The sequence below is a fragment of the Gilliamella sp. B3172 genome (assembly GCF_026536465.1).
Lineage (GTDB): Bacteria > Pseudomonadota > Gammaproteobacteria > Enterobacterales > Orbaceae > Gilliamella.
On the sequence record NZ_JAFNOA010000004.1, the window covers coordinates 22851 to 48258 of the forward strand.

Below are 25408 nucleotides of genomic sequence, written 5' to 3' on the forward strand. Positions count from 1 at the left end.
TACAATTGATGTACTCCTTTAATTTTATATTTTGCTAAGCAAAATTGCCTTATCTTTTTTTAACCCATTTATAAATCATATTTAAGACTAAGCCAATAAATGCAACCCCAATTGCCACATAAAAGGCGTTAGTATAATTTCCACCGTTATTGGCCAATATATCTGCTGTTAATTTTGGCGCAAAGAAAGCAGCCGATGAGTAGCCAATAAAGATAACACCATAATTCACGCCTTGATTAATCGGGCCATAATTTTCCATTACCATTGGTGGAAAAACGCCCATAACACCACCAAAACATAAACCGAGTGCAATAATACCTATGGCAAAGCCAATTTGAGAAGGGATAAATAAGAATGAAACAAAAGCTAGGATGATAACTGAAAAAATGATATCTAACGTTTTGTTACGCCCTAGTTTGTCTGATACCGTTCCCCATACCACTCGCCCGGCACAATTACTTAATGAATACAAACTGACATAAAATGCCGCAATAGCTGACGTTAATCCGAACATTTTTTGCCCAATGCCAGATGCATTTGAGGCTATCATTAATCCGGAGAAAGCGCCGGCACCTAACATAAAAAATATGAGGTAAAAATATGGCGTTTTAAGCATCTGTTGCCAATTTTTATTCACAATAGCTTTAGCTTGTTGATTATTGGCCGGTGTCCAACCCGCAGGTTGATAGTTGGCGGGCGCAACTTTAATGAATAAACTTGCTATGATAATGACAACCATATAAGCAAAGCCTAAAAACTTAAATGCACTAAGCACATCATAGTGTTCAATTAAAGCATTTCCGATAGGTGCAGCAATAATTGCTGCACCGCCCATACCGGCGGTAATAATACCGGAAGCAAGCCCCCTTTTGTCCGGGAAAAATTTAATGGTATTACTTAAACATCCCGAGTAAGCAAGCCCTTGCCCAAAACCGCTTAATAAACCATAGGTAATATAAAGCATGAAAGGCGAGGTAACAAAACCAGTCAATACAAAGCCAAGCGCAAAGAGTAATCCACCTAAAACGCTCGACCATTTGGCCAGTCCCTTATCAGTCAAAAAGCCACCGAGAATCATTGGGATCGGACCGACTGCCGAATTAATTGCAAAGGCAGTCATGACCTCTGACATACTCCAACCTTTTTCGATACTTAAAGGACCTGCAAACACGCTGAAAGCATAAATTGCACCGGTACAAAGTAAAATAGAGGTTGATGCAATGAGTATAAGCCATCGATTAGTATACTTATTTTCCGTCACCATAATTAGACTCCATTCTTGAACTTAAATCCTTTAATGCTGTTTTTCCGGCAATTCGACCAAACGTAAATATGTCTGTTAATGAATTACCACCGAGTCTATTACCTGCATGAATTCCGCCTGCGACTTCTCCGGCAGCATATAAACCAGAGATTTTATGCCCGGCTTCATCAAGCACATGTGTTTGGGTATCAATTTTTAGTCCGCCCATGGTATGGTGCACTGCCGGTTTTCTTGGCGTGGCATAAAATGGGGCAATTTCGACTTTTAAATCGAACACATCTTTACCAAACTCAGGATCATATTTTGCATCGACATAGGCGTTATAATTGGTAATTGTCTGTTTAAAGACTTGCGCATCCATACCCAGTTTTTCGGCTAATTCCTCTAAAGTATTGGCGCAAAACAGTGTGCCAGCGGCAATTTGTTTATCAATTTTTTCTTGCGAGGTATTATAAGCTGTCTTTTTAATGGCCTCATCGGCGATTAAGTAAAATAATCCACCATTATCAATAGCTGCTTGGGTTAGCTTATCCCGGCTACCATACTCATTAACAAAACGCTTACCTTGTTTATTAACCATAATAAAATTTTGCGGCGGCACTTGTAATCCACTAAACAAAGCACCGGTATCAGGGTCAGAAACAGGCATCATTTGTGAAAATCCCATACCAACTAAATCAGCACCAACACTTTGTCCTAATAGAATTCCATCACCGGTAATCGCAGGAGAGTTAGAGGTCTTGATATCATCATCAATTTCAGTCCAATACGTGTTGTACTGTTTGAGCATTTTGGTATTGGCGCCAAAGCCACCAGAAGCCAGAATAACCGCCTTAGCTTCCACGGTAACTTTTTTATTATTCAGACCTTGACCAATCACACCACAAACATGTCCATTATCGACAATTAACTCTTTAACGGCTGTATCAGTAATGATGATGCCACCATGATCTTCGACATATTTTTGTAACGCAGAAACATACGCATAACCTTCGCTTTTTAAAGGTTTATGACCTCTACGCCATAACGCGCCAACGGGCATAGTCACATCATCTTTATCAAATTCAACGCCAATATCTTCGAGCCATTTAACTGATTCTAGAGCTTCATCAGTTAGGATTTTAACAAGGTCATATTGACCATAAATCACATTACCGAGCTGGTCTGTTCGTTTACCACCCAGATAAGTTTGAATTCGGTGAAGCAATGCCGAATCAAACAAGTAACCGGTTTTATCTTTATTTTCTGCTAAATAGGCATTAATTTGATCTTTTAAAGCTTTAAAGTCTGCCAGATACTCCGGATCAATCGTCGTTTCATCAATAGCGACGATTTCTGATAGCGTGTGGCTTTCTCCAGCAATAGCATTAAACGTGTTTTGCCATTTAGGATTTGCCGCATTCATTGGCCCCCCTGTTCGAACGGTATTACCGCCAACAGCCGGGAATTTTTCAACCACGATGACCTTTTTACCTTCTTGTAAAATACTGGCTGCGGCTGATAAACCGGCACCTCCGGCACCCACGACAACCACATCGGTGGTATATAGCGCATCACTATTATCAACTGCACTTGGGGCTTTCGGTCTTTTTCGTAACACATCAGGATTAGCACCAGCCATTTTAATTGCTTTGGCAACCCCATCAATCACCCCATTACTGGTTACCGAAGCACCCGATATAAGATCAACATTGAGCGTTTGACCTTCCAGAATTTGAGACGGAATACGTTTAAATACGACATCGGCAATACCTTCTGATTCGCCTTGCGTATCAATATCGATCGATTCAATGCGATCGCTCGATAGGGTAACAATCATCGGCAAATCGCCATTATGTCCCGGTGCTGTCACGCTATATTTTCCCGGCTCATAGCTGATTTCTTCAGGAACATTAAGTAAGTTAACAACTTGTGTGAAACGTAAGAAACGTAAAAAACAGCTATCGAGAAAATCAATGGTACGTTCAGATTTCAAATTGCCCTCTTCATCAAAAGCTTGATGAGCGCGCCCGAGTAAAAATTCAGACCCCGGCATCACCGTAGCATTCACGCCTGGCGCATCAAGAATTTGACGCAAATGAAGTTGTGCTCGTGATGATCCTTGCACATCATAAGATGCACCAACAATCATAACGGGCTTACCGTCAAAAGGATGTAAATTGAAAGACAACCATTCAATAATACTTTTCAAGGCTGAAGGTATAGAGTGATTATGCTCTGGCGTGGCAATAATCACACCGTCTGCTTGCATAATCTTCTCATTAAAATTTTGAATAACAGGGCTATTAGATTGATCATCTGTTTCATTAAACATTGGCACATCGGTCAATTCTAATAGTTCAATTTCAGCTTTGTTGGCAAAATGTCGTTGCATAAATTGCAGCAACATACGGTTATAAGACTCTTTAGCATTCGTGCCTACAATTCCGATTAATTTCATGATGATGCTCCTTCTTCTGCCGCTTGTTTCCAACTAAATTTTTTATTTTGTTCAGTATTAAATTTACCTGTTTGCAGTAACTTATTTGTTAATTCCACAAATAATAAAAATTCATCGAAACACTCATCCAATTCTTTAACTTTATCGGCATAAACAAGATTACCTTGCTCATCAAAAGCTTGTAACGATTGCCCTAGCAAAAATTCCGAGCTAGGCATAATACGTGCTTTTAATTCCGGCGCATCTAAAATTTGGCGCAAATGCGCTTGTGCTCTTGAAGAACCAAGCATGCCATGAGAGGCACCAACAATCATGACACATTTATTAATGAGAGGGCGAGTTGTATAAGAAAGCCATTCAATAACACTTTTTAATGCTGCTGTTATTGAGTGATCATATTCTGGCGTTGCAATTATGACTCCGTCAGCCGCCTCAATTTTATCGGATAACGCTTGAACTGCGGCCGGTGGTGTTTTATCACTTGGCTCATTAAATGCCGGTAATGATTTAATTTCGCACACTTCAATTTCTGCTTTATCGGCAAAATGCGTTTTCATAAAATGGAGTAATTTTCTATTAGTGGAACGATCGGAATTCGTCCCAACTATACCAACAAATTTCACTTTAAAACCTCACTTAGTACCTTTCGGCACAAATTTTTAATATCAATATTTTGTAATACAAATTCTTTCGCAAATGGCACAAAATGATAGAATCAATTATTGTTATTTTAAGTATGTTGACTAATGTGCAAATGATTATGTAAGCTAGTGTAGAACAGAAAAAAATATTTGTGAAATAGCTGATTAATTATAGACTTATAAGTAATTTGTTATAATTAAGTGGGATAGAGCGAGATAACTAGAATGGCTAAAATTAATTCACTTATTATGTTGCAATATATTGATGTTTTACTAAAGCACGGCAATTATACTAAAGCCGCCCAAAATCTGTATATATCACAATCATATTTAACCCAAACTATCAAAAAAATTGAAAGTGATCTGGGTACCGAAATTATCAACCGGCAGACAACACCGTTACAATTGACCGAAGCTGGAAAAATCTACTATGAATATCTTGCTTCATTAGTCGATAAACAAGAAACATTTAGAAAGAAAATCCAAAAATATACTGACAACAACTATACTGTTATTCAAATCGGAGTCTTACCCAGCCTTGGTACTTATTTATTACCGCTATTTTTACCGACTTTTATGCAAAAGTTTCCCAATATAAAGATCGAATTACACGAATATGTCCCCAAAAATAGTGAAGAAAAAACCGAAAATCAAACACTCGATTTTTTTATCGGGCAAAACGCTGAAACGATTTCACCGAATTTAATCAGTCATAAATGTGGTAAACACTGTTACTATGCACTGATACCGGAAAGCTCAAAATTGTATCAAAAAAATGCCAAAAACATTGCTTATAATCATGAGTTTATGAAAGGTTTATTACAAGAAAAGCTACTGCTAACTTCACACGGTTCCACCATTCGACATCAAATTGAATATCTCATTCAAAAATATAAAATCCAACCAAACATCATATTGGAAAGTAGTAATATTTTTACGATTGTTGAGCTTGCCAAAAAAGGGGTTGGTGTGACTTTTATACCGGAAAGTGTCAGCATCAATAATAAACCGGATGATGTTGCTTACAACTTGATTCCATTACCTTTGGAACTCATTTCACTGAGTTATTTTATTGCATACTCTGCCAATAAAACGCTTAGTGTTGCAGAAAAGGAGCTGATCAAACTTTTTGTATCATCTTTTGATAAAAAGGAACAGACCAATAATTTAAAAGTTAAATAAAACCAGTTAATTAAATTTAAATCAACAACCCTTTTGAGCTCGCAAATTCACGATTTACGGTCACAACCATTCCTTCGATATTTGCCATTTTGTTTATCCGCTGAATAACTTGTCTGGCATCATTGCCATACAGTTGTGTTGTCCAAATTTCGCCATCAAGCGCATGCTCGCTCACAATAGTTATACTTTCTACATCAGTTTGAACAGGATAACCGGTTTTGCTATCAAAAATATGGTGATAAGTTTTACCGTTATAACAAAATGTTCGTTCATAAATGCCCGAAGTTACCACCGATTGATTTTTGATTTTCAAAGCAGCAATGACATTGCCTCTAGCTAAAAATGGATTTTGAATGCCAACCTGCCAATATCCATCCTCATGAAAAGGACAGTCGCCAAAAGTTAATACATTGCCTCCTAAATCGATATAAGCTGATTTGGCATGTTGCTGTATAAAAAACGCAATAATTTTATCAGCAAAATAGCCTTTGGCTAATGCACCAAGATCAATTGCCATGCCTGGTTTTGTTAAAAATACCGACTGATTTGTATCATCTAAGATAATGTCATTAGGATCAATGAGCTGTAATCGTTCGTCGATCTCTGCTTTTGAAGGATAACGTGCATCTGCAAATCCTACCCGCCAAGCTTGAATTAGCGGACCTATAGCAATATTTAAAAAACTATTTTCAGCTAAACTATGCGTTTTACCTATTTTGATGAGGGTAAAAAGATCTGATTGTAATTTTACCGGTTTGATACCGGCATTAAGATTAACTTGCATCAGTTCTGAACTCGAATTGTTAGCACTAAATCGGCGCTCATAGTCAATTAATCGCTTTTGAGCTTCGTTTAATATCTGTTGTGGGCTGTCATGCTGTAGCCAGATTTGAATTTTTGTGCCCATCAAATTAAGTACACACTTATCTTGATTCATTTTACTGATTCCTAGAATTAATCTTTCAACACATTATAGCGATAAAATTGTGAAAGCGATCGATTAGAATAAATGCACTAAACAAAGAATTAGCCAATCAAAATGTAAACATATCATTACACCCAATATCTTTAAGTTATTTTTTATCAGGTTATCATCTATAAAAAAGAGTTTAATTATATAGTTTAATCTATAAGAAATTCGAAATTATGTAAAATTCCAAAAATTTAGTTTACTGATATGTATTTTTGTGTTTACATAATGAGCGTTTATGTAATTAATATTTTACATATAAAATATTTGAATGATTTTAACAAGGAAAATAAAAATGTTAAAAGATACACTGAATAATGTCCGAATCCATGACGAACATATGTTGGTAACACCAGAAGAAATAAAAAAGCTTTACCCACTGTCAGTTGAATTAGAAAATCAAATTGCATCTTCTCGTCAAACGATTGTCGATATTTTAGAACGTCGTGATCATCGATTACTTATTGTTTGTGGTCCTTGCTCGATACATGATCCTGAGGCAGCAATAGAATATGCTCATAAACTTAAGAAGCTTGCCGATGAAGTTAAAGATAACCTATTTATCGTTATGCGAGTATATTTTGAAAAACCAAGAACGACTGTTGGTTGGAAAGGGATGATAAACGATCCCCATATGGATAGTTCGTTTGATATTGAACATGGTCTAAAAAAAGCACGTAAGTTACTTCTTGATATCACAAAAATTGGTTTACCTATTGCAACAGAAGCATTAGATCCTAATACTCCCCAATATATTGGCGATTTGATTAGTTGGGCAGCTATTGGAGCACGAACAACGGAATCGCAAACACATCGGGAAATGGCATCGGGTCTATCAATGCCTGTCGGTTTTAAAAATGGGACTGACGGTAGCTTAGATGTTGCAATTAATGCCATGAAATCGGCTTCAATGGGGCATCGTTTTGTAGGTATTAATCAACAAGGTCAAGTAACTGTATTACAAACATTAGGCAATCCACATGGTCATGTCATTTTACGTGGCGGCAAAACACCTAATTATGATGCTGAAAATGTCGCACTGTGTGAAATTCAAATGCAAAAAGCCGGGCTATTACCAAACTTAATGATCGATTGTAGCCACGCTAATTCAAATAAAGATTATCGCAACCAGCCAATTGTGGCCAACTCAATTATTGAGCAAATTGAACATGGCAATAACTCAATTATTGGTGTGATGATTGAAAGTAATTTGAATGAAGGGAATCAGTCTTCTGAGCAACCCAAAGAAAACTTTAAATATGGGGTATCAGTAACAGATGCTTGTATTAGTTGGGAAACAACTGATCAGTTATTACGAAAAATGGATACCCTTTTAGCTAAGCCACTTACTGACAGGCAAAAACAGCCACCTAAAATTTAATGGTTTTATGACCAATGATATAGTATCGCCGACAAAGTGTCGGCGATTTTATTATCCAAGTTGTTTACGCGCGTTACGGAATATGCGCATCCAAGGGCTATCTTCCCCCCAATTATCAGGATGCCAAGAATTGGTCACAGTTCTAAATACCCGCTCAGGATGAGGCATCATAATCGTTGCACGCCCATCTTGCGACGTTACCGCTGTGATACCATTTGGTGAGCCATTTGGATTAGCAGGATACTGCTCAGTAACTTGCCCAAAGTTATCGATATAACGTAAAACAATTAAGTTTGACGCTTCTAAATTAGCCAGATGCACTTCATCTTTCACTTCAACATGCCCTTCACCATGCGAAACAGCGATTGGCATATGTGAGCCAGCCATATCGCTAAACAGTAAAGAAGGACTTTGTTGGATTTGAACTAAACTAAAGCGTGCTTCGAAGCGCTCTGACACATTTCGCACAAAACGTGGCCATAACTGAGCGCCAGGGATAAGATCTTTTAAATTGGACATCATTTGACAGCCATTACACACCCCTAACGATAATGTGTCATTTCGCTCAAAAAACTGTGCAAATTCATTACGCACTTGTTCATTAAACAGTATTGATTTAGCCCAGCCTTCACCTGCACCTAGAACATCCCCATAAGAGAAGCCGCCACAGGCAACTAGCGTCTTAAATTGATTTAGCGATACTCGACCTTTTAATAGATCCGTCATATGGACATCAATTGCTTCAAAACCTGCTCTGTCAAACGCTGCTGCCATTTCAACATGAGAGTTAACCCCTTGTTCACGTAAAATGGCAACTTTTGGTTTTATGCCTTTAACAATATAAGGAGCGGCAATATCATCTTGTGAGTCGAAGGTTAATTTTACATTTAGCCCCGGATCGCTTTCATCTTGTTTTGTTTGATACTCTTGATCAGCACATTGCGGATTATCTCGTAAACGTTGCATTTGCCACGTCGTTTGTGCCCACCATGTACGAAGCGTTAAACGTGATTCACTATAAATAACCGCTGATTTATTTCGTACAATAAATTGTTGTCCGACTTTTGCTTGCCCCAGAAGATGAACTGCATGCGATAAACCAAAGCGATTAAAACAAGCCATGACATCATCTAAACGATCATTAGCAACTTGAATAACAGCACCTAACTCTTCGTTAAATAACGAAGCAATAAAGTCATGGCCTAGTGTAGTAATATCAACATCAATGCCACAATGGCCTGCAAAAGCCATTTCTGCTAATGTCACAATTAATCCACCATCAGAACGATCATGGTAAGCCAAGAGCATATCTTGAGCAACAAGGCTTTGTATTGCTTGATAAAAAGCGGCAAGCTCTTTAGCATCATGCACATCGGCCGTTTTTTGTCCTAAACTTCGATAAACTTGAGCGAGTGCGGTGGCACCTAACGCCTGATGACCTTTAGAGAGATCGATTAGCAATAACGTATTATCAACATTTGTGCTGAGCTGTGGTGTCACTGTTTTACGGACATCTTCAACTCGCGCAAAAGCTGAGATAACTAATGATAATGGCGATGTCACTGATTTTTGTTCGCCATTTTGTTGCCATGTTGTTTTCATTGACATGGAATCTTTGCCAACAGGGATCGCTAATCCTAAAGCCGGACACAGCTCTTCCCCAATGGCTTTAACCGCTTGATAAAGCCCCGCATCTTCACCGGGATGCCCCGCTGCTGCCATCCAGTTTGCTGAAAGCTTGATGCGTTTAATATCACCAATATTGGTTGCCGCTAGATTGGTAATGGCTTCGCCTACCGCTAACCTTGCTGATGCGGCAAAGTTTAGTAATGCAACCGGTGCACGCTCACCCATTGACATAGCTTCACCATAATAACTATCTAAACTGGCGGTTGTTACGGCACAATCCGCTACCGGAACTTGCCAAGGACCAATCATCTGATCTCGAGCAACCATGCCAGTCACAGAGCGGTCACCAATGGTGATTAAAAATGTTTTTTCGGCAACAGTGGGTAAATGTAATACACGCTTTACAGCATCGTAGAGATTTATGTCAGTAGTTGAGAAATTATCACCAGACGCTTGATAAGTTTTGACGTCTCTTAACATTTTAGGTGTTTTACCCAATAATACATCCAGCGGTAAATCGATCGGATTATTATTAAAATATTCATCATGTAACTTAACTGTTTTGTTAAAAGTGGCTTCACCAATGACCGCATAAGGCGCTCGTTCACGTTGGCAAAGCTTATCGAACAAATCTAGACTATCAGGATGTATTGCCAGAACATAACGTTCTTGCGACTCATTACACCAAATTTCGAGTGGTGTCATACCGGGTTCATCATTCAAAATTTTACGCAATTCAAATTGACCGCCACAACCACCGTCGCTTACTAACTCTGGCATAGCATTGGATAAGCCACCAGCACCAACATCATGAATAAATAATATCGGGTTATCTTTGCCTAGCTGCCAACAACGGTCGATCACCTCCTGACAACGGCGCTCCATTTCCGGATTATCACGTTGAACGGAGGCAAAATCGAGATCGGCATCAGATTGACCCGATGTCATCGATGAGGCTGCACCACCGCCTAACCCAATATTCATTGCTGGCCCACCTAAAACAATCAATTTAGAGCCAGCAGGAAACTCGCCTTTTTGAATGTGTTCACGACGAATATTTCCCATTCCTCCAGCCAGCATAATCGGCTTATGATAACCACGCAGTTCATAACCGTTATAACTGTTAACGTGTTCTTCATAGGTACGGAAATATCCCAACAATGCAGGTCGACCAAACTCATTATTAAATGCCGCCCCACCTAATGGGCCATCAATCATAATATCAAGCGCCGTCACAATGCGATCTGGTTTACCAAAATCTTGTTCCCACGGCTGCTCAAAGTTGGGGATGCGCAAATTAGATACGGAAAAGCCTACTAAACCGGCTTTAGGTTTTGCTCCACGCCCGGTTGCGCCTTCATCGCGAATTTCACCACCACTTCCGGTTGCCGCTCCCGGCCAAGGTGATATTGCTGTTGGATGGTTATGGGTTTCAACTTTCATCAAAATATCGGCATATTCTTGATGATATTGGTAAGTTTGATTGTCACTATCAGCAAAAAAACGCCCGACTTGAGAGCCGTCCATAACCGCTGCATTATCTTTATAAGCAGATGAAACATAGTCTGGCGTTTTTTCAAATGTATTTTTGATCATCTTAAATAACGATTTAGACTGTTTTTGACCATCAATAATCCAATCAGCATTGAATATTTTGTGTCGGCAATGTTCTGAGTTAGCCTGCGCAAACATGTAAAGCTCTACATCCGTTGGATTGCGATTAAGTTTTTGGAAGCTTTCAACTAAATAGTCGATTTCATCAGGTGCTAATGCTAAACCTAGTTTAACATTTGCTAATTCCAAAGCCTTACGACCTTGCGCGAGCAGATCAATGGTAGTAACAGGTGCTGGTGATTCAACTTTAAATAATAATTCTGCTTGTTCCAAAGAAGTTAATACCGTTTCCATCATGCGGTCATGAATGAGTGCCAAAAAATCACTTTTTTGTGCCGCTGTTAATGATGAATCAACTTGAACATAATAGGCAATGCCACGTTCTATGCGATGGATTTGGGTTAAACCACAGTTATGCGCAATGTCGGTGGCTTTAGAAGACCATGGTGAAATAGTTCCTGTTCTTGGTGTAACTAAATATAGCGTTTTGTTGGATTTATCCCAAATATCAATTTGAGCGCTTTTAGGACCATATTGTAATAATCTTTCGAGCGTTGCTTGTTGAGTTGGATTTAATTCCTCAACTAAATCAACAAAATGCAAATATTGCGCCTCAATATTGATAACAGGAATCGATTTTTCACGGCATGCGGATAGGATTTTACTAATACGAAATGCAGATAAAGCAGAAGAACCAGCTAAAATTTTCATGCTAAGTACTCTTTTTAAGCCAAAACAGGTAAAAATAGAGCAATATTATAAAAGAAAGTCAATGAGCTGGCTATAATTAAAACAACAGATATTTTTTCTAAAAAGTGTCTGGTTTTATTAATCGATGCTGATAAATCCAATACAATACTGTATATATTGCTTTGCAATATTTTGTAGTCAAAATACTTTTAGTTACGCTCTTTAAGCGACTTAATATTATTAGGTAAGTATGAAATTTAATCATTCTGTTGAGTAATTAAGGATTTGCTGTAGATTAAGATAAAAAATTAGCCTCTTTTCTAACTAATAATTAAAACAAAGATCATTCATTAGTACCCATTATAAAATATAAGGAATAATAAAGTGGAGTTTATTTTTGCTTTACTCGTTTTTATAATCATCATTGTTTTACTTTGTATTATTGCTTTTTTGAAACAGTATATTACTGTTCAACAAGAACAAGTGGCTGAGTTACAAAAAAAGCTATCACAGCTTACGCTAGAGAATATCGTTGCAGATAGAAACAATTGTAAGCCGTTAGATTGTGCAACTTTAGATAAACAATCACTATCAATGACCTCACAAATAGATAGTACTAACAAATCCAGTCAAATAGCCACAGAGACAAAGATTAATCATCACGCCTCATCTATAAATAGTGATCAAAATAATAAAGCGGCAAATAAGCTCAATAAATCTCATCGAGTAGTTAAAACTAGTTTCAGTTATAAGCTCTTTAGTTGGTTTATCATCGGAAATAAGATTACTCAACTGGGTATTGCGATACTTTTTTTAGGATTGAGTTCTTTATTTAATTATATTTTTCAACATCAACAAATTACCCCTGAGTTAATAATTTTGGGTGCGTTAGTTATCAGTTTTGGTTTATTAATAATTGGTTGGAAATTAAGACATAAACGTAAAATATATGCCGCTATTTTACAAGGTGGTGCCATTGCTATTTTATACCTTATTACCTTTGCCGCCTACCTATTGTATGGATTTATACCATTAACACTGGCTTTTCTATTGTTAGTACTGATTTGTGCAGTCAATATTTTATTTGCTGTTTTACAAAAAGCGCAAACTTTAACTTTCATTGCGTTTATCGGTGGCTATCTGGCGCCCATGGTTTTATCCAATAGCTTGGATAATTTGATTGTGTTATTTAGCTATTATCTAATATTATCAAGTCTTATTTTGGTTATTAATATTATTCAATCCTGGCGAATCCTTATTTTAATTGGTTTTTTCTTCTCTTTTATTCCACAAATTTTCATATTAAAAGAGCACTTTCGTCCTGAGATTTATACACAATGGCAGATATATATCATTGCTAATATGCTAATTTACGGTATTTTGGCGACTTTATTACCTTTGACAAAAACGCAGGCGCATCAACGTCATCCAGATCGGGTTGATTTTATTTTACTATTTGGTACACCATTGATAGGTTTTATTTTGCAATATTCCATTACCTGTCAATGGCAGTTTGGACCATTAGTCTCAGCATTAGCTTTTGGCCTATTTTATAGTATTGGCGCTTATCTTATATTTCGTCTGTGGTTAACATCTGAAAAAAACCTCTTTTTATCATGGCTTGCTATTGGTGTTACCTTTTGCTCACTCATCATACTATTCGTCGTCGATATGTCTTTAACTTCTTTGTTTATATTACTCGGTGGAAGCGCAGTGGGCTGGATAATGTTATCTAAAAAAAGCTATCGTATGGCTGCATTAAATATCATTATTATTTTCATAAGTTTCATTTATACATGTGGGGCTATTGAAACGACAGAGTCTAATAATATTTTAACCATTTCAATCTTGAGTATTACTAGCTTAACTTTATTAACTAACGGATGTTTATGGCATTATTATGCAAAGAATATCGATTATGTTATGTTTATTAAAATAGGGTATTTAGTTTTTACAATGGCAATATGGATTGCAATGATAGCAATTAGCGCAGCTAAAATTACCAATTATAATATGCCATCAATACTTATGCCTTATCTGTTAGGCTTTACAGTGTCAACTTGGTTATGGTATTTACTTGGCAAGATACTTAATTGGCAAGCGCTCAGGTATTCAGTCTTTATTTTATGGTTTGTTATACCTTCAATATTGTTGTTTAGTAAATTCTATCACTACTACTATTTAAATTTTGATTTTTGGAATTTAGTTTGGGTTATTGCCCTAATTAGTTGTTACTATTATTTAGATAGTCTTAAAAAATTGACCACCAATAATAATGTTCAATCAGAAAATCAAACTATTCATGTATTACTTATTTTATTGCATCTTAGTTTATTTTTTATGATTTTCATTGGATTCTATCGTGAAATAATGCATTTAATTAATCAATTAGTAGAATGTTATTCGCTGAAATGGTGCATTATCATTACTTGTGAAAGTTGTATTATTTTAATTTTCTATCTACTCGTTAAGTACCAAACCACGGCAAAACAATCACTTTTGAAATATTATTGGACAGTCGGTCTACTGCCTGTCGTTATCTTGATAGTATACCAGTTGTCCGTAGGACTTATCTTGAGTAGAGATATCATTCACGGTTATGTTATCCCAATATTTAATCCATTAGAGGCCTGTGCCATTTTTGGCATAATAATGCTCGGCATTTGGATAAAAGTTAAGGAACATATTTTACAATTAGATACGGATAATATTTCTTTGAATACTTCAAAGATACTACTTAACTTGCTTATTTTTTTCTGGGTAAATAGTATTTTACTGCATGCTTTAGCCCAAGCAACAGATACAGTTTGGCCAGCTCTTTATTTATGGCAAGACAATCTCATACAGGTATCAATTTCACTATTTTGGATGTTAAGTGCAGTGATATTAGTCATCATTGGCAATCATTTTTCAAAGCGGAGTATTTGGTATACCGGGGTAAGTATTCAAGCGATAGTTATCATAAAATCGATATTTGTTAATTACAACGAACTCGATAGATTGGCCAATGCATTAGCCTTTATTGGCCTCGCTTTGTTTATGTTGATTATTGGTTATTGTGCACCATTACCTTCCGAAAACAACGCTAAGGATAAAGAATAAAATTAATCATAAAGTATATCAACAGGGGGCAGATGCGTTATTAACGTGTCTGCCCAATAGACATCGTCAATGGAAGATTAACCGCAAAGGTCTTATGCGATCAGCAATTTTTATCTCAAACAAAATTTTTTTAAATTTGTTTAATAAAAAATTGAAAAAGAAAAATTGAAAAAAGAAAAATTGCCGACATCGGTCGGCAATGATTATAAATTATGCTACGTTAGAGCTATCTCTCAAACCTACTGTTCGATTAAAGACTAAATGATCTTCAGTTGCATATTTACTGTCTAAACAAAAGTAACCTTCACGTTCAAATTGATATGCTTGACCAACTTTAGCATTTTGTAAGTTTGGCTCAACAAAGCCTTGTTTGATTTCTAAAGAAGCTGGGTTAATAGTGGATAAGAAATCTTCCGCAGCTCCCGGATTTGGCGTATTAAATAAGCGATCATATAGACGGATTTCAGCCGGTTTAGCAAATTTAGCTGACACCCAATGAATAACCCCTTTAATTTTACGACCGTCTTGCGGATTTTTGTTTAAGGTATCGGGATCATAACTACAAAAAATAGTTTGAATATTGCCTTGCGCATCTTTTTCAACTCGATCAGCCCGAATGACATAGGCATTACGTAAACGCACTTCCTTACCTAACACTAAGCGTTTGTAATTTTTGTTTGCTTCTTCTCTAAAATCGGCACGATCAATATAGATTTCACGAGTAAATGTCACTTCTCGGTTACCTAATTCAGGACGATTAGGGTGATTTGGGCAGCTAAGGACTTCATCAATAGTATCGGAGAAGTTTTCAATAACAACTTTAACCGGATCAAGGACTGCCATTGCTCTAGGTGCATTTTCGTTAAGGTCTTCACGTATACAAAATTCTAATGTACTCATTTCGACAGTATTTTCTTGTTTAGTGACCCCTATACGACGACAAAACTCTCGAATCGAAGCAGGTGTATAACCACGACGACGAAGACCCGATACCGTAGGCATACGTGGATCATTCCAGCCATCAACTATTTTTTCTGATACCAATTGAGTTAATTTACGTTTTGAAGTAATTGCGTACTCTAAATTTAATCGTGAGAACTCATATTGATGAGGTCGAGCTTCAATTGTAATATTATCTAATACCCAATCATATAAGCGACGATTGTCTTGAAACTCAAGTGTACAAAGTGAGTGAGTGATATTTTCAATCGCATCAGAAATACAGTGAGTGAAATCATACATTGGGTAGATACACCATTTATTACCGGTTTGATGATGTTCAGCAAATTTAATTCGATAGAGCACCGGATCACGCATCACAATAAACGGCGAAGCCATATCAATTTTGGCTCTTAGGCAAGCTTTCCCTTCAGCAAATTTGCCTTCTTTCATTTGAATAAATAGCGCTAAATTTTCATCGATACTTCGGTCACGGTATGGGCTATTTTTACCCGGCTCAGTAAGCGTACCGCGATACTGACGAATCTCATCGGCTGAAAGTTCATCTACGTAAGCAAGCCCCTTATTTATTAGCTCAATGGCATACTCATAAAGTCGATCAAAATAATCAGATGAGTAACAGATTTCACCGTCCCACTGGAAGCCTAACCAACGTACATCTTCTTTGATAGATTCAACATATTCAATATCTTCTTTAGCCGGGTTGGTATCATCAAAACGTAAATTACATTTACCCTGATAATCTTGGGCTATGCCAAAATTTAAGCAGATTGATTTAGCATGACCGATATGTAAATAACCATTCGGTTCAGGCGGAAAACGGGTATGCGTGGTTTTATATTTTCCAGCAGCCAGATCGGCATCAATAATTTGACGTATAAAGTTAGTTGGACGAGTTTCAGTCTCTGTCGGTAGTGAACCGCTCATAAAAAACCTCTGATTATTTGTTTACTAATGACGAATTTAAACTTAGTTTTGTCATCTTTATCATTTTGACCAAAGAATATAACAAATTTTTTGTTTTTCTGAAATGGGAAAACCGGGTATTTAAATTCGCTCAAATGTTTTTTGCTTAAACACCCCCATTTTCTGAAACTTCTTGTCAAGAATAATATCTAATGCATCATTTTTAAATATTGTTGATCATACTTTTAATTGTGCGTAACTGACTATTTTTACTCAAAACGATTGAGTGTTACTAAGCGATAACAATCGCATATGAGTGACATTTTTTGACAAAGCGCATGGCTGCAATCCTAACTGAGTTGATAGCTGGCGATAATAAAAAACACTATTTAATTTTGCGTTTTTATTTGTCATTAAGCCTACAAAATAATCAGCTAATCACTATTTTGACTCGGTTTGGTTGATGAGCTATTTTAGACTCATGACAATAACGATAGCTTACTCATCACCCGATTTTAAAGAAACAACAAATCTGGCACCACCCAGCGGGCTGGTGACGACAAAGGCTTTACCACCATGAAATTCTGCCATTAATTTTACATAAGCTAACCCAAGACCATATCCACCCGTTGAACGAGTTCGACTGGTATCGAGTCTGGCAAATGGCATAAAGATTTTTTCACGGGCATCAAATGGGATCCCGGCACCGTCGTCATCAATTTCAAAAATGACTCTATTTTCTTGTTTAGATATATTTAATACCGCTTTATGCGCTGCATACTTAAACGCATTGAGTAATAAATTTTTAACAATCGTTTCAACAAGGTTTATATCAACGCTAGCCCGTGCATCTTGGCAATTACAGGCTAATTCAAAACCTTGCGGTTTAAATAATTCTAGCGACTGGCAAATCTTTTCGCCTAACTGTTTTAACGAGACAGTTGTATAATTTAATTCGATATTATTTTGATGCATCTTAAAGTAACTTAAGCTGGCATTAATCAGCGTTTCAAGTTCATTAATATCATCACTTATCCCTTTTTGAAGCTGTCGCTTTTCCTGCTCATTATCACTTTCTTCAAGCATACTTAATTCAAAACGCATTCGTGCCAAAGGTGTTCTTAGCTCATGCGCCATAGCATGAGAAATGGTTTGATTGGTACTCACTAAATGTTCGATATGGGTTCCCATGTTATTGAGAACATTGGCGAGTGGTTTAAACAACCAGCCTTTAACATTATGAGTTCTAGCCTTTAAGTTACCTTGTCCGAGTTGCTCAGCGGTTTGTCTAATATGGACTAAATCTTTCCATACTGCGCTAAAAGCAAAATAGATTAAAATAAAAAAGACAATTGCGCTAAACAGCGCCCAAATAATAAGAAAGACACTTAATGACATGGTATTTGATTCTAAAATATCACGCATTAAAATTGGCCCCAATTGGAGTATATTGCCATTATTGAGATCCATATACACCACCTCTTTGTCGCCATCATAAGCAAAATCGAGTTGCTCTAATTCTTTTTTTATCGAATGAGGTAATGGCGTTTTGGCCGATAACACTTTTATTGGATAACCAAAATAGGGCTGTAATTCGTTTACCACTTCTTGCAGAGGTTTATCTTTGTTTTCATCAATTTGTTTGCGAATCAAGTTAACGGTACCACGCTGTGATTCACGAAACACAACATGGTCATCGGGCATATCAGTTAATGATGAAGGCAATGAGTCGAAAACTAATAATGCACCATAGGCAATGATACATTGTAATGAAAGTAAGATAATAAGATAAAATACGATACGACGATTGAAAAATAGCGGTTTAGCTAATAGTTGTCTCAATGATTATCTCCCTCTCGCATAAATAAATAACCTTTACCCCGAACAGTTTTGATTCGTGACGGGTTATCCGGATCATCAAGCAGTTTGCGACGTAATCTTGAAATACGTGCATCAATCGATCGGTCACTACCATCAAAATCGATTCCTCTGACTTGCGAAAAAATGTCATCGCGCGACAAGATTTTGCCGGCATTGCTGGCTAATAACCAAAGTAGATCAAATTCTGCTGTAGTCAGATCGATCTCTTGATTATCGAGTAATACTTTGCGGTTTTCACCGTCAATAATCAGATTATCAAAGATTATGGATTTATTGTTTAATGTGATAACTTGATCTTTTGCGTTCTCTTTATCAGATTCAATTTGTTTGCGACGCAGTAATGCTCGAATACGGGCCAGCAGTAATCTTGGCTCAATCGGTTTTGCCAGATAATCATCAGCACCTAACTCTAAACCGACAATTTCATCGATATTATCTTCGCTAGCTGTCATGATCAGAATATAATTGGTAAACCATGTTCGTATATCTCGGCAGATATCAAAGCCAGACTTTTCGGGTAACATCACATCTAAAATGACCAAGTCGGGATTGATTTCCTGGATTTTTTCTTCAGCACCTTTACCACTATTATGCCAATCAACAAGATACCCTTGTCGAATTAGATAAACTTGAATTAAATTGGCTAGCTTTTCGTCATCTTCGATGATTAATATATGTTCACTCATTAGTCTTTCTCATTACCGTAGCTTGTACTTAGAGAGACTCTATTATACAGGCAATTTTCTGCTCGTTACAAAATATATACAAAGAGGCTACAAAGTTTAATGCAACTCTATGAGAAAATTTGCGCCAATATATTTAAATAGGCTATTTTTATTTTAAACATGAATAATTTTTCATCAATTGCAAATCATCTTTTTTCTCCAGCTTATGCACAACATCGAACTCCGATTGTATTGTGTGATTTCGATGGCACAATCAGTGTTAAAGATGTCACTGATACTTTGCTAAGCCATTTTGGTCAAGATGGCTGTGATGAGCTTGAAGAACTATGGGTTAGTGGCAAAATTGGTTCACAAGAGTGTATGAGTAAACAGATCGCACTAATGGATGCCAGTTTAGAAGAGCTTAACGAAGTTTTGTCGCAAATTGAAATTGATCCGGCGTTTAAATCCTTTGTTAATTATACCGAAAAAAATAACATTCCGGTGCATATTGTCAGTGACGGCTTAGATTATGCAATCGAATTTGTGTTAAAACGCCACGGTATTGAGAATTTACCGATTTTTGCCAATAAATTATTGCATGATAATGAGCGAAGCTGGCGTTTAGAATTTCCTTATGCAAATAAGGACTGTATCAAACAAAGTGGTAATTGCAAATGTAATCATGTCAAAAAACAGCAATATTTTCCACAAATTCTGTATGTTGGCGACGGAACATCTGACTATTGTGTGTCTCATCATGTGGATTTAGTTTTTGCCAAAGACAAACTTATTCAATATTGTGAAAACAATAACATTGAGCACTGTGCTATTAAAAGTTTTGCTGATGTAACTGAAGCGTTAAAACAGTCTCAGCAAGCGCTTATCCCAGTTATGATGGTAAAATGATACAGGAACAATAATGAGTACAATTGAAGATTTATCTTATTTTTTACCAGGCAATAAAAATGGCGTGCTTTTAATTCATGGATTAACCGGCACACCTAATGAGATGCGAATATTAGCTAATGGTTTACATAAAGCAGGATTCACAGTTTATGCCGTTCAATTAGCTGGCCACTGTGGTACCGAAGAAGATCTTTGTAAAACAACATGGCAAGATTGGTATAAAAGTGTGCAAGATGGCGCAGATTATTTGGCTCAACACGTAGATAACCTATTTGTAGCAGGATTATCCATGGGCGCACTGCTGGCACTTAAACTTGCCGCTGATAGGCCAAACCAAATTAAAGGTGTTGGCGTGTTGGCTCCAACATTTAATTATGACGGTTGGAGTATGCCTTTTTGGGCAAAAAAATTCTTCTTTTTGTTGGTCTATTTAAAAAAACTCGGCCTCTTTCAAAAAGTCTCTTTTATCGAAAAACCGCCTTACGGTCTGAAAGATGAAAGAATTCGTGCGGTAGTTTCAGAAAGTATGCTAAGTGGTGATGCGGCATCAGCAGGACTTGCGGGCAATCCTTTTCCGGCATTAGCAGAAATGCAATTATTAGCTAAAAATGTACGTCAAGCACTGCCTAAAGTTACATCACCTTGTTTGATTATGCACTCAGGCAATGATGATATTGCCAATATTGATACTAATGCCAGATTGGTTGAAAAAAAGGTATCGGGATCCACAAAATTAGTTGTACTCAATGATAGTTATCACTTAATTACTATCGATAGCCAGCGCCGTGAAGTTATCAAAGAATGTGCTTCATTTTTCAATGAAATTGCGCAAGGAACAACAGCATAATGACACCTTTAGTTATCTTCCTTTGGGTCAGCAATATCTGTTTTGATACTTTGGGGCAAGTTGCCTTTAAATATGCAGCGATATCGCCAAACAATCGAGATGGTTGGTATTATTGGATTGATTTGGCTAAAAATCTTTGGATTTGGATCGGTATCGTCTCGTATGTTGCAGAATTTTTATTGTGGCTAGCATTTTTGACCTTAGTGCCATTATCACAAGGTGTACTGCTTGCCTCGTTTAATATTATTACCATAATGTTAGTCGGTCGAGTGCTGTTTAAAGAATTACTCACGTTTTATCGCATCATTGGTATGTTACTAATCACAGCCGGTGTGATCTTTGTTGGGATGTCTTAATATGGCTAGATTCTATTTGATTGGTTTTACCGTCCTTCTATTTTTTGACACTATTGCGCAATGTAGCTTTAAATTAACAGCTATCCACGCTCAACCATTGGCAATGAGTATTGAATGGTTAGTAAGAGTATTTACCAACCCATGGATATATATATCCATTGCCGGGTATGTACTAACGTTTTTCACTTGGATGACGTTATTAAAAAAGGCGCCGGTAGGACCAGCTTTTGCCGCCTCTCATTTTGAAGTCGTTACGGTAATGATTGCGTCGATTTGGTTGTTTAATGAACAAATCACTTTATATAAATTGATTGGCACCATACTGATTATTTCGGGAATTTTATTTTTAGCCCTAGCTGAAAGTCAGATAGCTAAGCAAAATAAAGATAACCATGCACACTAACTTCAAATCTTAAAGATAATAATGTCGGCGGCATACCATTACAATGCCGCAACTTATTATCGCTGTTACCTTACGATTTAAGCTAATGCATTTAATAGCGTTAAATTAAGCTGATGCTGCTCTTGCTGCCAATCGTTTAATTTATCCGGAGAGATGGCGGGTTGTTTATCTAACGAACTAAGCAAACGTTTAAACCAATTAGCCGGTTGCCAAATTGACAGTTCACCGGTAATGTCACTGCCGATAATACGCTGCTTAATTGATGATATTGTATCAAGCAAATGATAGGTTTGTAGTTGTCCTTGATCCCAATTGGTATGAATGACTTTCTCACTTAGTGCATCTTTATCAATGGATAGATAGATCGGCTCAGCACTGTGATACTGTTCAGATAAGAAACCGGCAATCAGATCATCAGGCGTATCAAAATGGCGAAAGGCATGACCTAAACCAATTTTTTTAGCCCATTTAACATTGACATCTAAACTCCAATAAGTCAGTTTTTTGTGAAAAAGTGGTTTCCATCTATTTTCCCAAAAATGAGATAGACCGATATCATTAGAGGTGATGCCTAAGACATGAACATGGCTAACAAAGGGTAAGCTAGCAACATAGCTAACCCATGAACCACAATGAATACCGAACAAATAACGCATATTATCCGGATGATTATCAAAAATGACGACTTGAATCGGATTGTCGGCGGAATATTGCTCAGCTAAACGCTCAATGAGTAACAGTGAAATATGATGATAATCACCACTTCCCAGCAAAACTGTTCCATAATGTGCCGGTAAAAGTTGTTGAAGTTGTGCATCAAATTTTCGAAAAGCCTTCTTTGAACAACCAAATCGAATAGTGTCTTGCCATTTTGTCACATCAATAGTCGTTGCAGGCGTTATTTCACCCACACTCTGATCGAAGTCAAGTATAACAGGACATGTCATGCTACTTTCTCCTTGTCACTTTCAAAGTGACCAATCAGTTTACTTAATATGAATCTTAATAATGGGTTACGGATATAAACTAAATGCTTAGTTAGCGTAAAATTAGCGCCTAATGATGCTTTCACTTCAGGATCAGTCCAACCGGCAATATAGTGGCTAAACCCTTGTTCAAGAGCGTACTGTAGGTTGACAAACCAACTAACAAAATAGAGATTTAGCTCTCTAGCTTGTGGATACACCATACCAATATACTTATCGACTAGCATATTATTGACAACAAAACAGATATTATATCCAATTAATTCATTATTATGATGATAAGTAAAAATACGTGCTTGTGCTGATTTACTTTGTAATAATTGAATAAAAAACGGTTTGGTTAATTGATCAAAATGAATTTCACTTTGTTCATAGACATTCAGATAAAGTTGATAATATTTATCTAAAATGGCTTGATCAAAAAAACAGTCATCTCCGCTATTTAAAACATTAATCTCTAGTTTTTCCCGTGATTTTAATTTACGTCTAAAATTTTTACGACGACTGTAAGAAAAACGCGAGAAAACTTCATCAATATTATCAAAATCAATAGCTAGCCAAGCCAAAGCCTGCCCTTCAACTTCAATAAATCCTAAATTTTTTAAAGCAGAAATAAGCGCCGTTGAATATTGATTATCTTGTTCACTAAGTAAAGGAGAATCTAATGGTAGATCTTTAACAATAACAAACGGATATTGTTTGGTATAAGCTTTTTTTAAATCATCTGCCAGCTGTTTTGCCGTAACTTTGTTAGTCAGTAATCCATATTCAGAAACTGTTGTTCCAACAAAACATGTTTTAGGTTGTAACCAATGCTGCCATTTTTTGTAGAAAGGTAATTTTTGTACTTTATGTTTAAAATCATCATCAGCAGTCGTCAACAAATCAAACTTAGCACTAAACATCGGCACGTCATCTTGATTTATCCATGCCGAAAAATCCTTTGGCGGATGCAATAAAAAATTTTCGACAATTTCGTTAGGTTCTAGCTGATTGATATATTTCATATTTTTTTAATGATTGGTGTAAATTGTGTTCCCGCCAACGAATGTTGACGGGATGATCAGAATTTAATAATTAAAGTTCTTTTTTCGCTCGTGTAATTAATTGATCAAGTAATTCGATACCTTGATCAATCTCTTGACGGGTAATATGTAGAGACGGTGCAAAAGTGATGACGTTTTTATAATAACCACCAATATCAAGCACTAAGCCCATTTTGTTACCTTTCCAATCAAGATCGCCTGACATACCGATATCAACCATTTTATCAACTAAAGCCTTATTAGCTGTAAAACCATCTTCAGTACAAATTTCAGCACGAAGCGCAAGACCTAAGCCATCAACTTCACCAATTTCTTTATGTTTTTTCTCAAGTGTTTTAAGACCTTCAAGGAAGTAAGCTCCACTCTCCATAACCATTTTTTCGTAATCAGTTTCAGAGGTCATTTTTAACACTTCAAGACCAACAGCCGTACCTAGTGGGTTTGAGGCAAATGTTGAATGCGTTGAACCAACCGGGAAGACTTCTGGATTAATCAACTCTTCACGAGCCCATAAACCACCTAATGGGTTTAGACCATTGGTTAATGCTTTAGCAAACACCACAACATCAGGCTTAACATCGAAATGTTCAATAGACCAAAGTTTACCTGTACGATAAAAGCCCATTTGGATCTCATCAACAACTAATAAGATACCATATTGATCTAAAACTTTTTTGAGTCCTTTAAAGTAGTTACGTGGTGGAACAATATAACCGCCGGTTGCTTGTAAAGGCTCTGCATAAAATGCTGCGTATTCTGCTTGTCCTACTTTCGGATCCCACACACCGTGATACTCTGTTTCAAATAAGCGGGCAAACTCAGCTACTAAGTGTTCGCCATATTCTTCTGCCGTCATACCTTTAGGACGACGGAACGGATAAGGGAATGGTACAAACATTGCACGATCGCCAAAATGACCATAACGACGACGGTAACGGTAACTTGATGTAATAGAAGATGCCCCTAAAGTACGTCCATGGTAACCACCTTGGAAAGCAAACATTAACGATTTACCGCCAGTTGCATTACGCACAACTTTTAATGAATCTTCAATACATTGTGATCCACCAACGTTAAAATGGACTCGTCCTTGGTAACCAAAACGCTGTTCCATACCTTGGGCAATGGTTTTAGCTAATTCAATTTTAGTTGGGTGTAAATATTGGCTAGCACATTGTGGTAGGGTATCAATTTGCTTTTTAAGAACGTTATTTAAACGCTCATTAGCGTAACCAAAGTTACATGCCGAGTACCACATTTGTAAGTCAAGGTAAGGTTTACCTTCTTTGTCATACATGTAGCTACCTTCACAACCATCAAAAATCTTTGGCGGTTCAACATAGTGTACAGTATCACCAAAAGAACAATATTTTGCTTCGTCGGCAAGTAGTGTTGCATCATCAGGACGACGATTAATCATTTCTAAAGTTGGTTTACTCATAATTTATCTCACTAATCCATATTCAAACACGATAAAATGTGGCATTATTATTCAAGAAAATTGATTGTTACAATGTACATTTAATGTATAGATTG

18 protein-coding genes are annotated in these 25408 nt (G+C 36.8%); 7 read left to right on the forward strand and 11 right to left on the reverse strand.

Annotated elements, in window-relative coordinates; genetic code table 11:
• Positions 1–49: 49 nt before the first annotated feature.
• Genes J3U37_RS06190 through J3U37_RS06200 form a run of 3 tightly spaced genes read right to left on the reverse strand, consistent with a single transcriptional unit; the run spans position 50 to position 4327 of the window.
• Positions 50–1264, reverse strand: a complete 1215-nt coding sequence (locus J3U37_RS06190; protein ID WP_220218729.1) for an OFA family MFS transporter — start codon at positions 1262–1264, stop codon at positions 50–52.
• Positions 1248–3704 carry a flavocytochrome c gene (locus J3U37_RS06195; RefSeq protein WP_324170098.1) on the reverse strand — a complete coding sequence of 819 codons (2457 nt, stop codon included), beginning with the start codon at positions 3702–3704 and terminating at the stop codon, positions 1248–1250. The genes J3U37_RS06190 and J3U37_RS06195 overlap by 17 nt, the downstream gene beginning before the upstream one ends.
• A complete protein-coding gene (locus J3U37_RS06200; RefSeq protein WP_220218727.1) occupies positions 3701–4327 on the reverse strand; it encodes an NADPH-dependent FMN reductase in 627 nt (208 codons plus the stop codon). Before J3U37_RS06200 ends, J3U37_RS06195 begins: the two co-directional genes overlap by 4 nt.
• A 243-nt stretch (positions 4328–4570) precedes the next feature.
• Between J3U37_RS06200 and J3U37_RS06205 the strand changes: the two genes are divergently transcribed.
• Entirely contained in the window at positions 4571–5527 is a 957-nt protein-coding gene (locus J3U37_RS06205; RefSeq protein ID WP_267329479.1) for a LysR family transcriptional regulator, read from the forward strand.
• Between the two features lie 16 nt (positions 5528–5543).
• Here the strand turns inward: J3U37_RS06205 and J3U37_RS06210 are convergent, their stop codons facing one another.
• Positions 5544–6464 (reverse strand): FAD:protein FMN transferase, encoded by a 921-nt coding sequence (locus tag J3U37_RS06210; protein ID WP_267373847.1) that lies wholly within the window; start codon positions 6462–6464, stop codon positions 5544–5546.
• A gap of 328 nt (positions 6465–6792) precedes the next feature.
• Here J3U37_RS06210 and J3U37_RS06215 point away from each other — a divergent pair, with 328 nt between their 5' ends.
• Positions 6793–7878: a 3-deoxy-7-phosphoheptulonate synthase gene (locus J3U37_RS06215; protein WP_220218724.1), complete on the forward strand. Its 1086-nt coding sequence runs from the start codon at positions 6793–6795 to the stop codon at positions 7876–7878.
• A 51-nt stretch (positions 7879–7929) separates the two neighbouring features.
• On the opposite strand, the gene purL is transcribed toward J3U37_RS06215, so the two are convergent.
• A complete protein-coding gene (purL, locus tag J3U37_RS06220; RefSeq protein ID WP_267373850.1) occupies positions 7930–11832 on the reverse strand; it encodes a phosphoribosylformylglycinamidine synthase in 3903 nt (1300 codons plus the stop codon).
• A gap of 363 nt (positions 11833–12195) precedes the next feature.
• Between purL and J3U37_RS06225 the strand changes: the two genes are divergently transcribed.
• The gene (locus tag J3U37_RS06225; protein ID WP_267373853.1) at positions 12196–14913 is read left to right on the forward strand and encodes a DUF2339 domain-containing protein; all 2718 of its coding nucleotides are present in this window, start codon (positions 12196–12198) and stop codon (positions 14911–14913) included.
• A gap of 210 nt (positions 14914–15123) precedes the next feature.
• Here the strand turns inward: J3U37_RS06225 and glnS are convergent, their stop codons facing one another.
• The 3 genes from glnS to J3U37_RS06240 form a co-directional block, all read right to left on the reverse strand.
• Positions 15124–16800, reverse strand: coding sequence for a glutamine--tRNA ligase (glnS, locus tag J3U37_RS06230; protein WP_220218721.1), 1677 nt, complete (start codon positions 16798–16800; stop codon positions 15124–15126).
• Positions 16801–17277: 477 nt separating this feature from the next.
• Positions 17278–18621 (reverse strand): ATP-binding protein, encoded by a 1344-nt coding sequence (locus J3U37_RS06235; protein ID WP_267373855.1) that lies wholly within the window; start codon positions 18619–18621, stop codon positions 17278–17280.
• Positions 18618–19346, reverse strand: a complete 729-nt coding sequence (locus tag J3U37_RS06240; RefSeq protein WP_220218719.1) for a winged helix-turn-helix domain-containing protein — start codon at positions 19344–19346, stop codon at positions 18618–18620. The genes J3U37_RS06235 and J3U37_RS06240 overlap by 4 nt, the downstream gene beginning before the upstream one ends.
• Positions 19347–19505: 159 nt before the next feature.
• Between J3U37_RS06240 and J3U37_RS06245 the strand changes: the two genes are divergently transcribed.
• Genes J3U37_RS06245 through J3U37_RS06260 form a run of 4 tightly spaced genes read left to right on the forward strand, consistent with a single transcriptional unit; the run spans position 19506 to position 21840 of the window.
• A complete protein-coding gene (locus tag J3U37_RS06245) occupies positions 19506–20234 on the forward strand; it encodes an MtnX-like HAD-IB family phosphatase (RefSeq protein ID WP_267373858.1) in 729 nt (242 codons plus the stop codon).
• 13 nt (positions 20235–20247) lie between these two features.
• A complete protein-coding gene (locus J3U37_RS06250; protein ID WP_267373860.1) occupies positions 20248–21081 on the forward strand; it encodes an alpha/beta hydrolase in 834 nt (277 codons plus the stop codon).
• Positions 21081–21437 carry an EamA family transporter gene (locus J3U37_RS06255; protein WP_267373862.1) on the forward strand — a complete coding sequence of 119 codons (357 nt, stop codon included), beginning with the start codon at positions 21081–21083 and terminating at the stop codon, positions 21435–21437. Before J3U37_RS06250 ends, J3U37_RS06255 begins: the two co-directional genes overlap by 1 nt.
• A gap of 1 nt (position 21438) precedes the next feature.
• Positions 21439–21840 (forward strand): DMT family transporter, encoded by a 402-nt coding sequence (locus J3U37_RS06260; protein ID WP_267336151.1) that lies wholly within the window; start codon positions 21439–21441, stop codon positions 21838–21840.
• A gap of 77 nt (positions 21841–21917) precedes the next feature.
• Here the strand turns inward: J3U37_RS06260 and J3U37_RS06265 are convergent, their stop codons facing one another.
• The 3 genes from J3U37_RS06265 to J3U37_RS06275 all read right to left on the reverse strand — a co-directional run bounded on the left by J3U37_RS06265 (position 21918) and on the right by J3U37_RS06275 (position 25313).
• A complete protein-coding gene (locus J3U37_RS06265) occupies positions 21918–22787 on the reverse strand; it encodes an arginase family protein (RefSeq protein WP_220218714.1) in 870 nt (289 codons plus the stop codon).
• Positions 22784–23833, reverse strand: a complete 1050-nt coding sequence (locus tag J3U37_RS06270; protein WP_267373865.1) for a GNAT family N-acetyltransferase — start codon at positions 23831–23833, stop codon at positions 22784–22786. Before J3U37_RS06270 ends, J3U37_RS06265 begins: the two co-directional genes overlap by 4 nt.
• A 70-nt stretch (positions 23834–23903) precedes the next feature.
• The gene (locus tag J3U37_RS06275) at positions 23904–25313 is read right to left on the reverse strand and encodes an aspartate aminotransferase family protein (protein ID WP_220218712.1); all 1410 of its coding nucleotides are present in this window, start codon (positions 25311–25313) and stop codon (positions 23904–23906) included.
• Positions 25314–25408 lie beyond the last annotated feature (95 nt).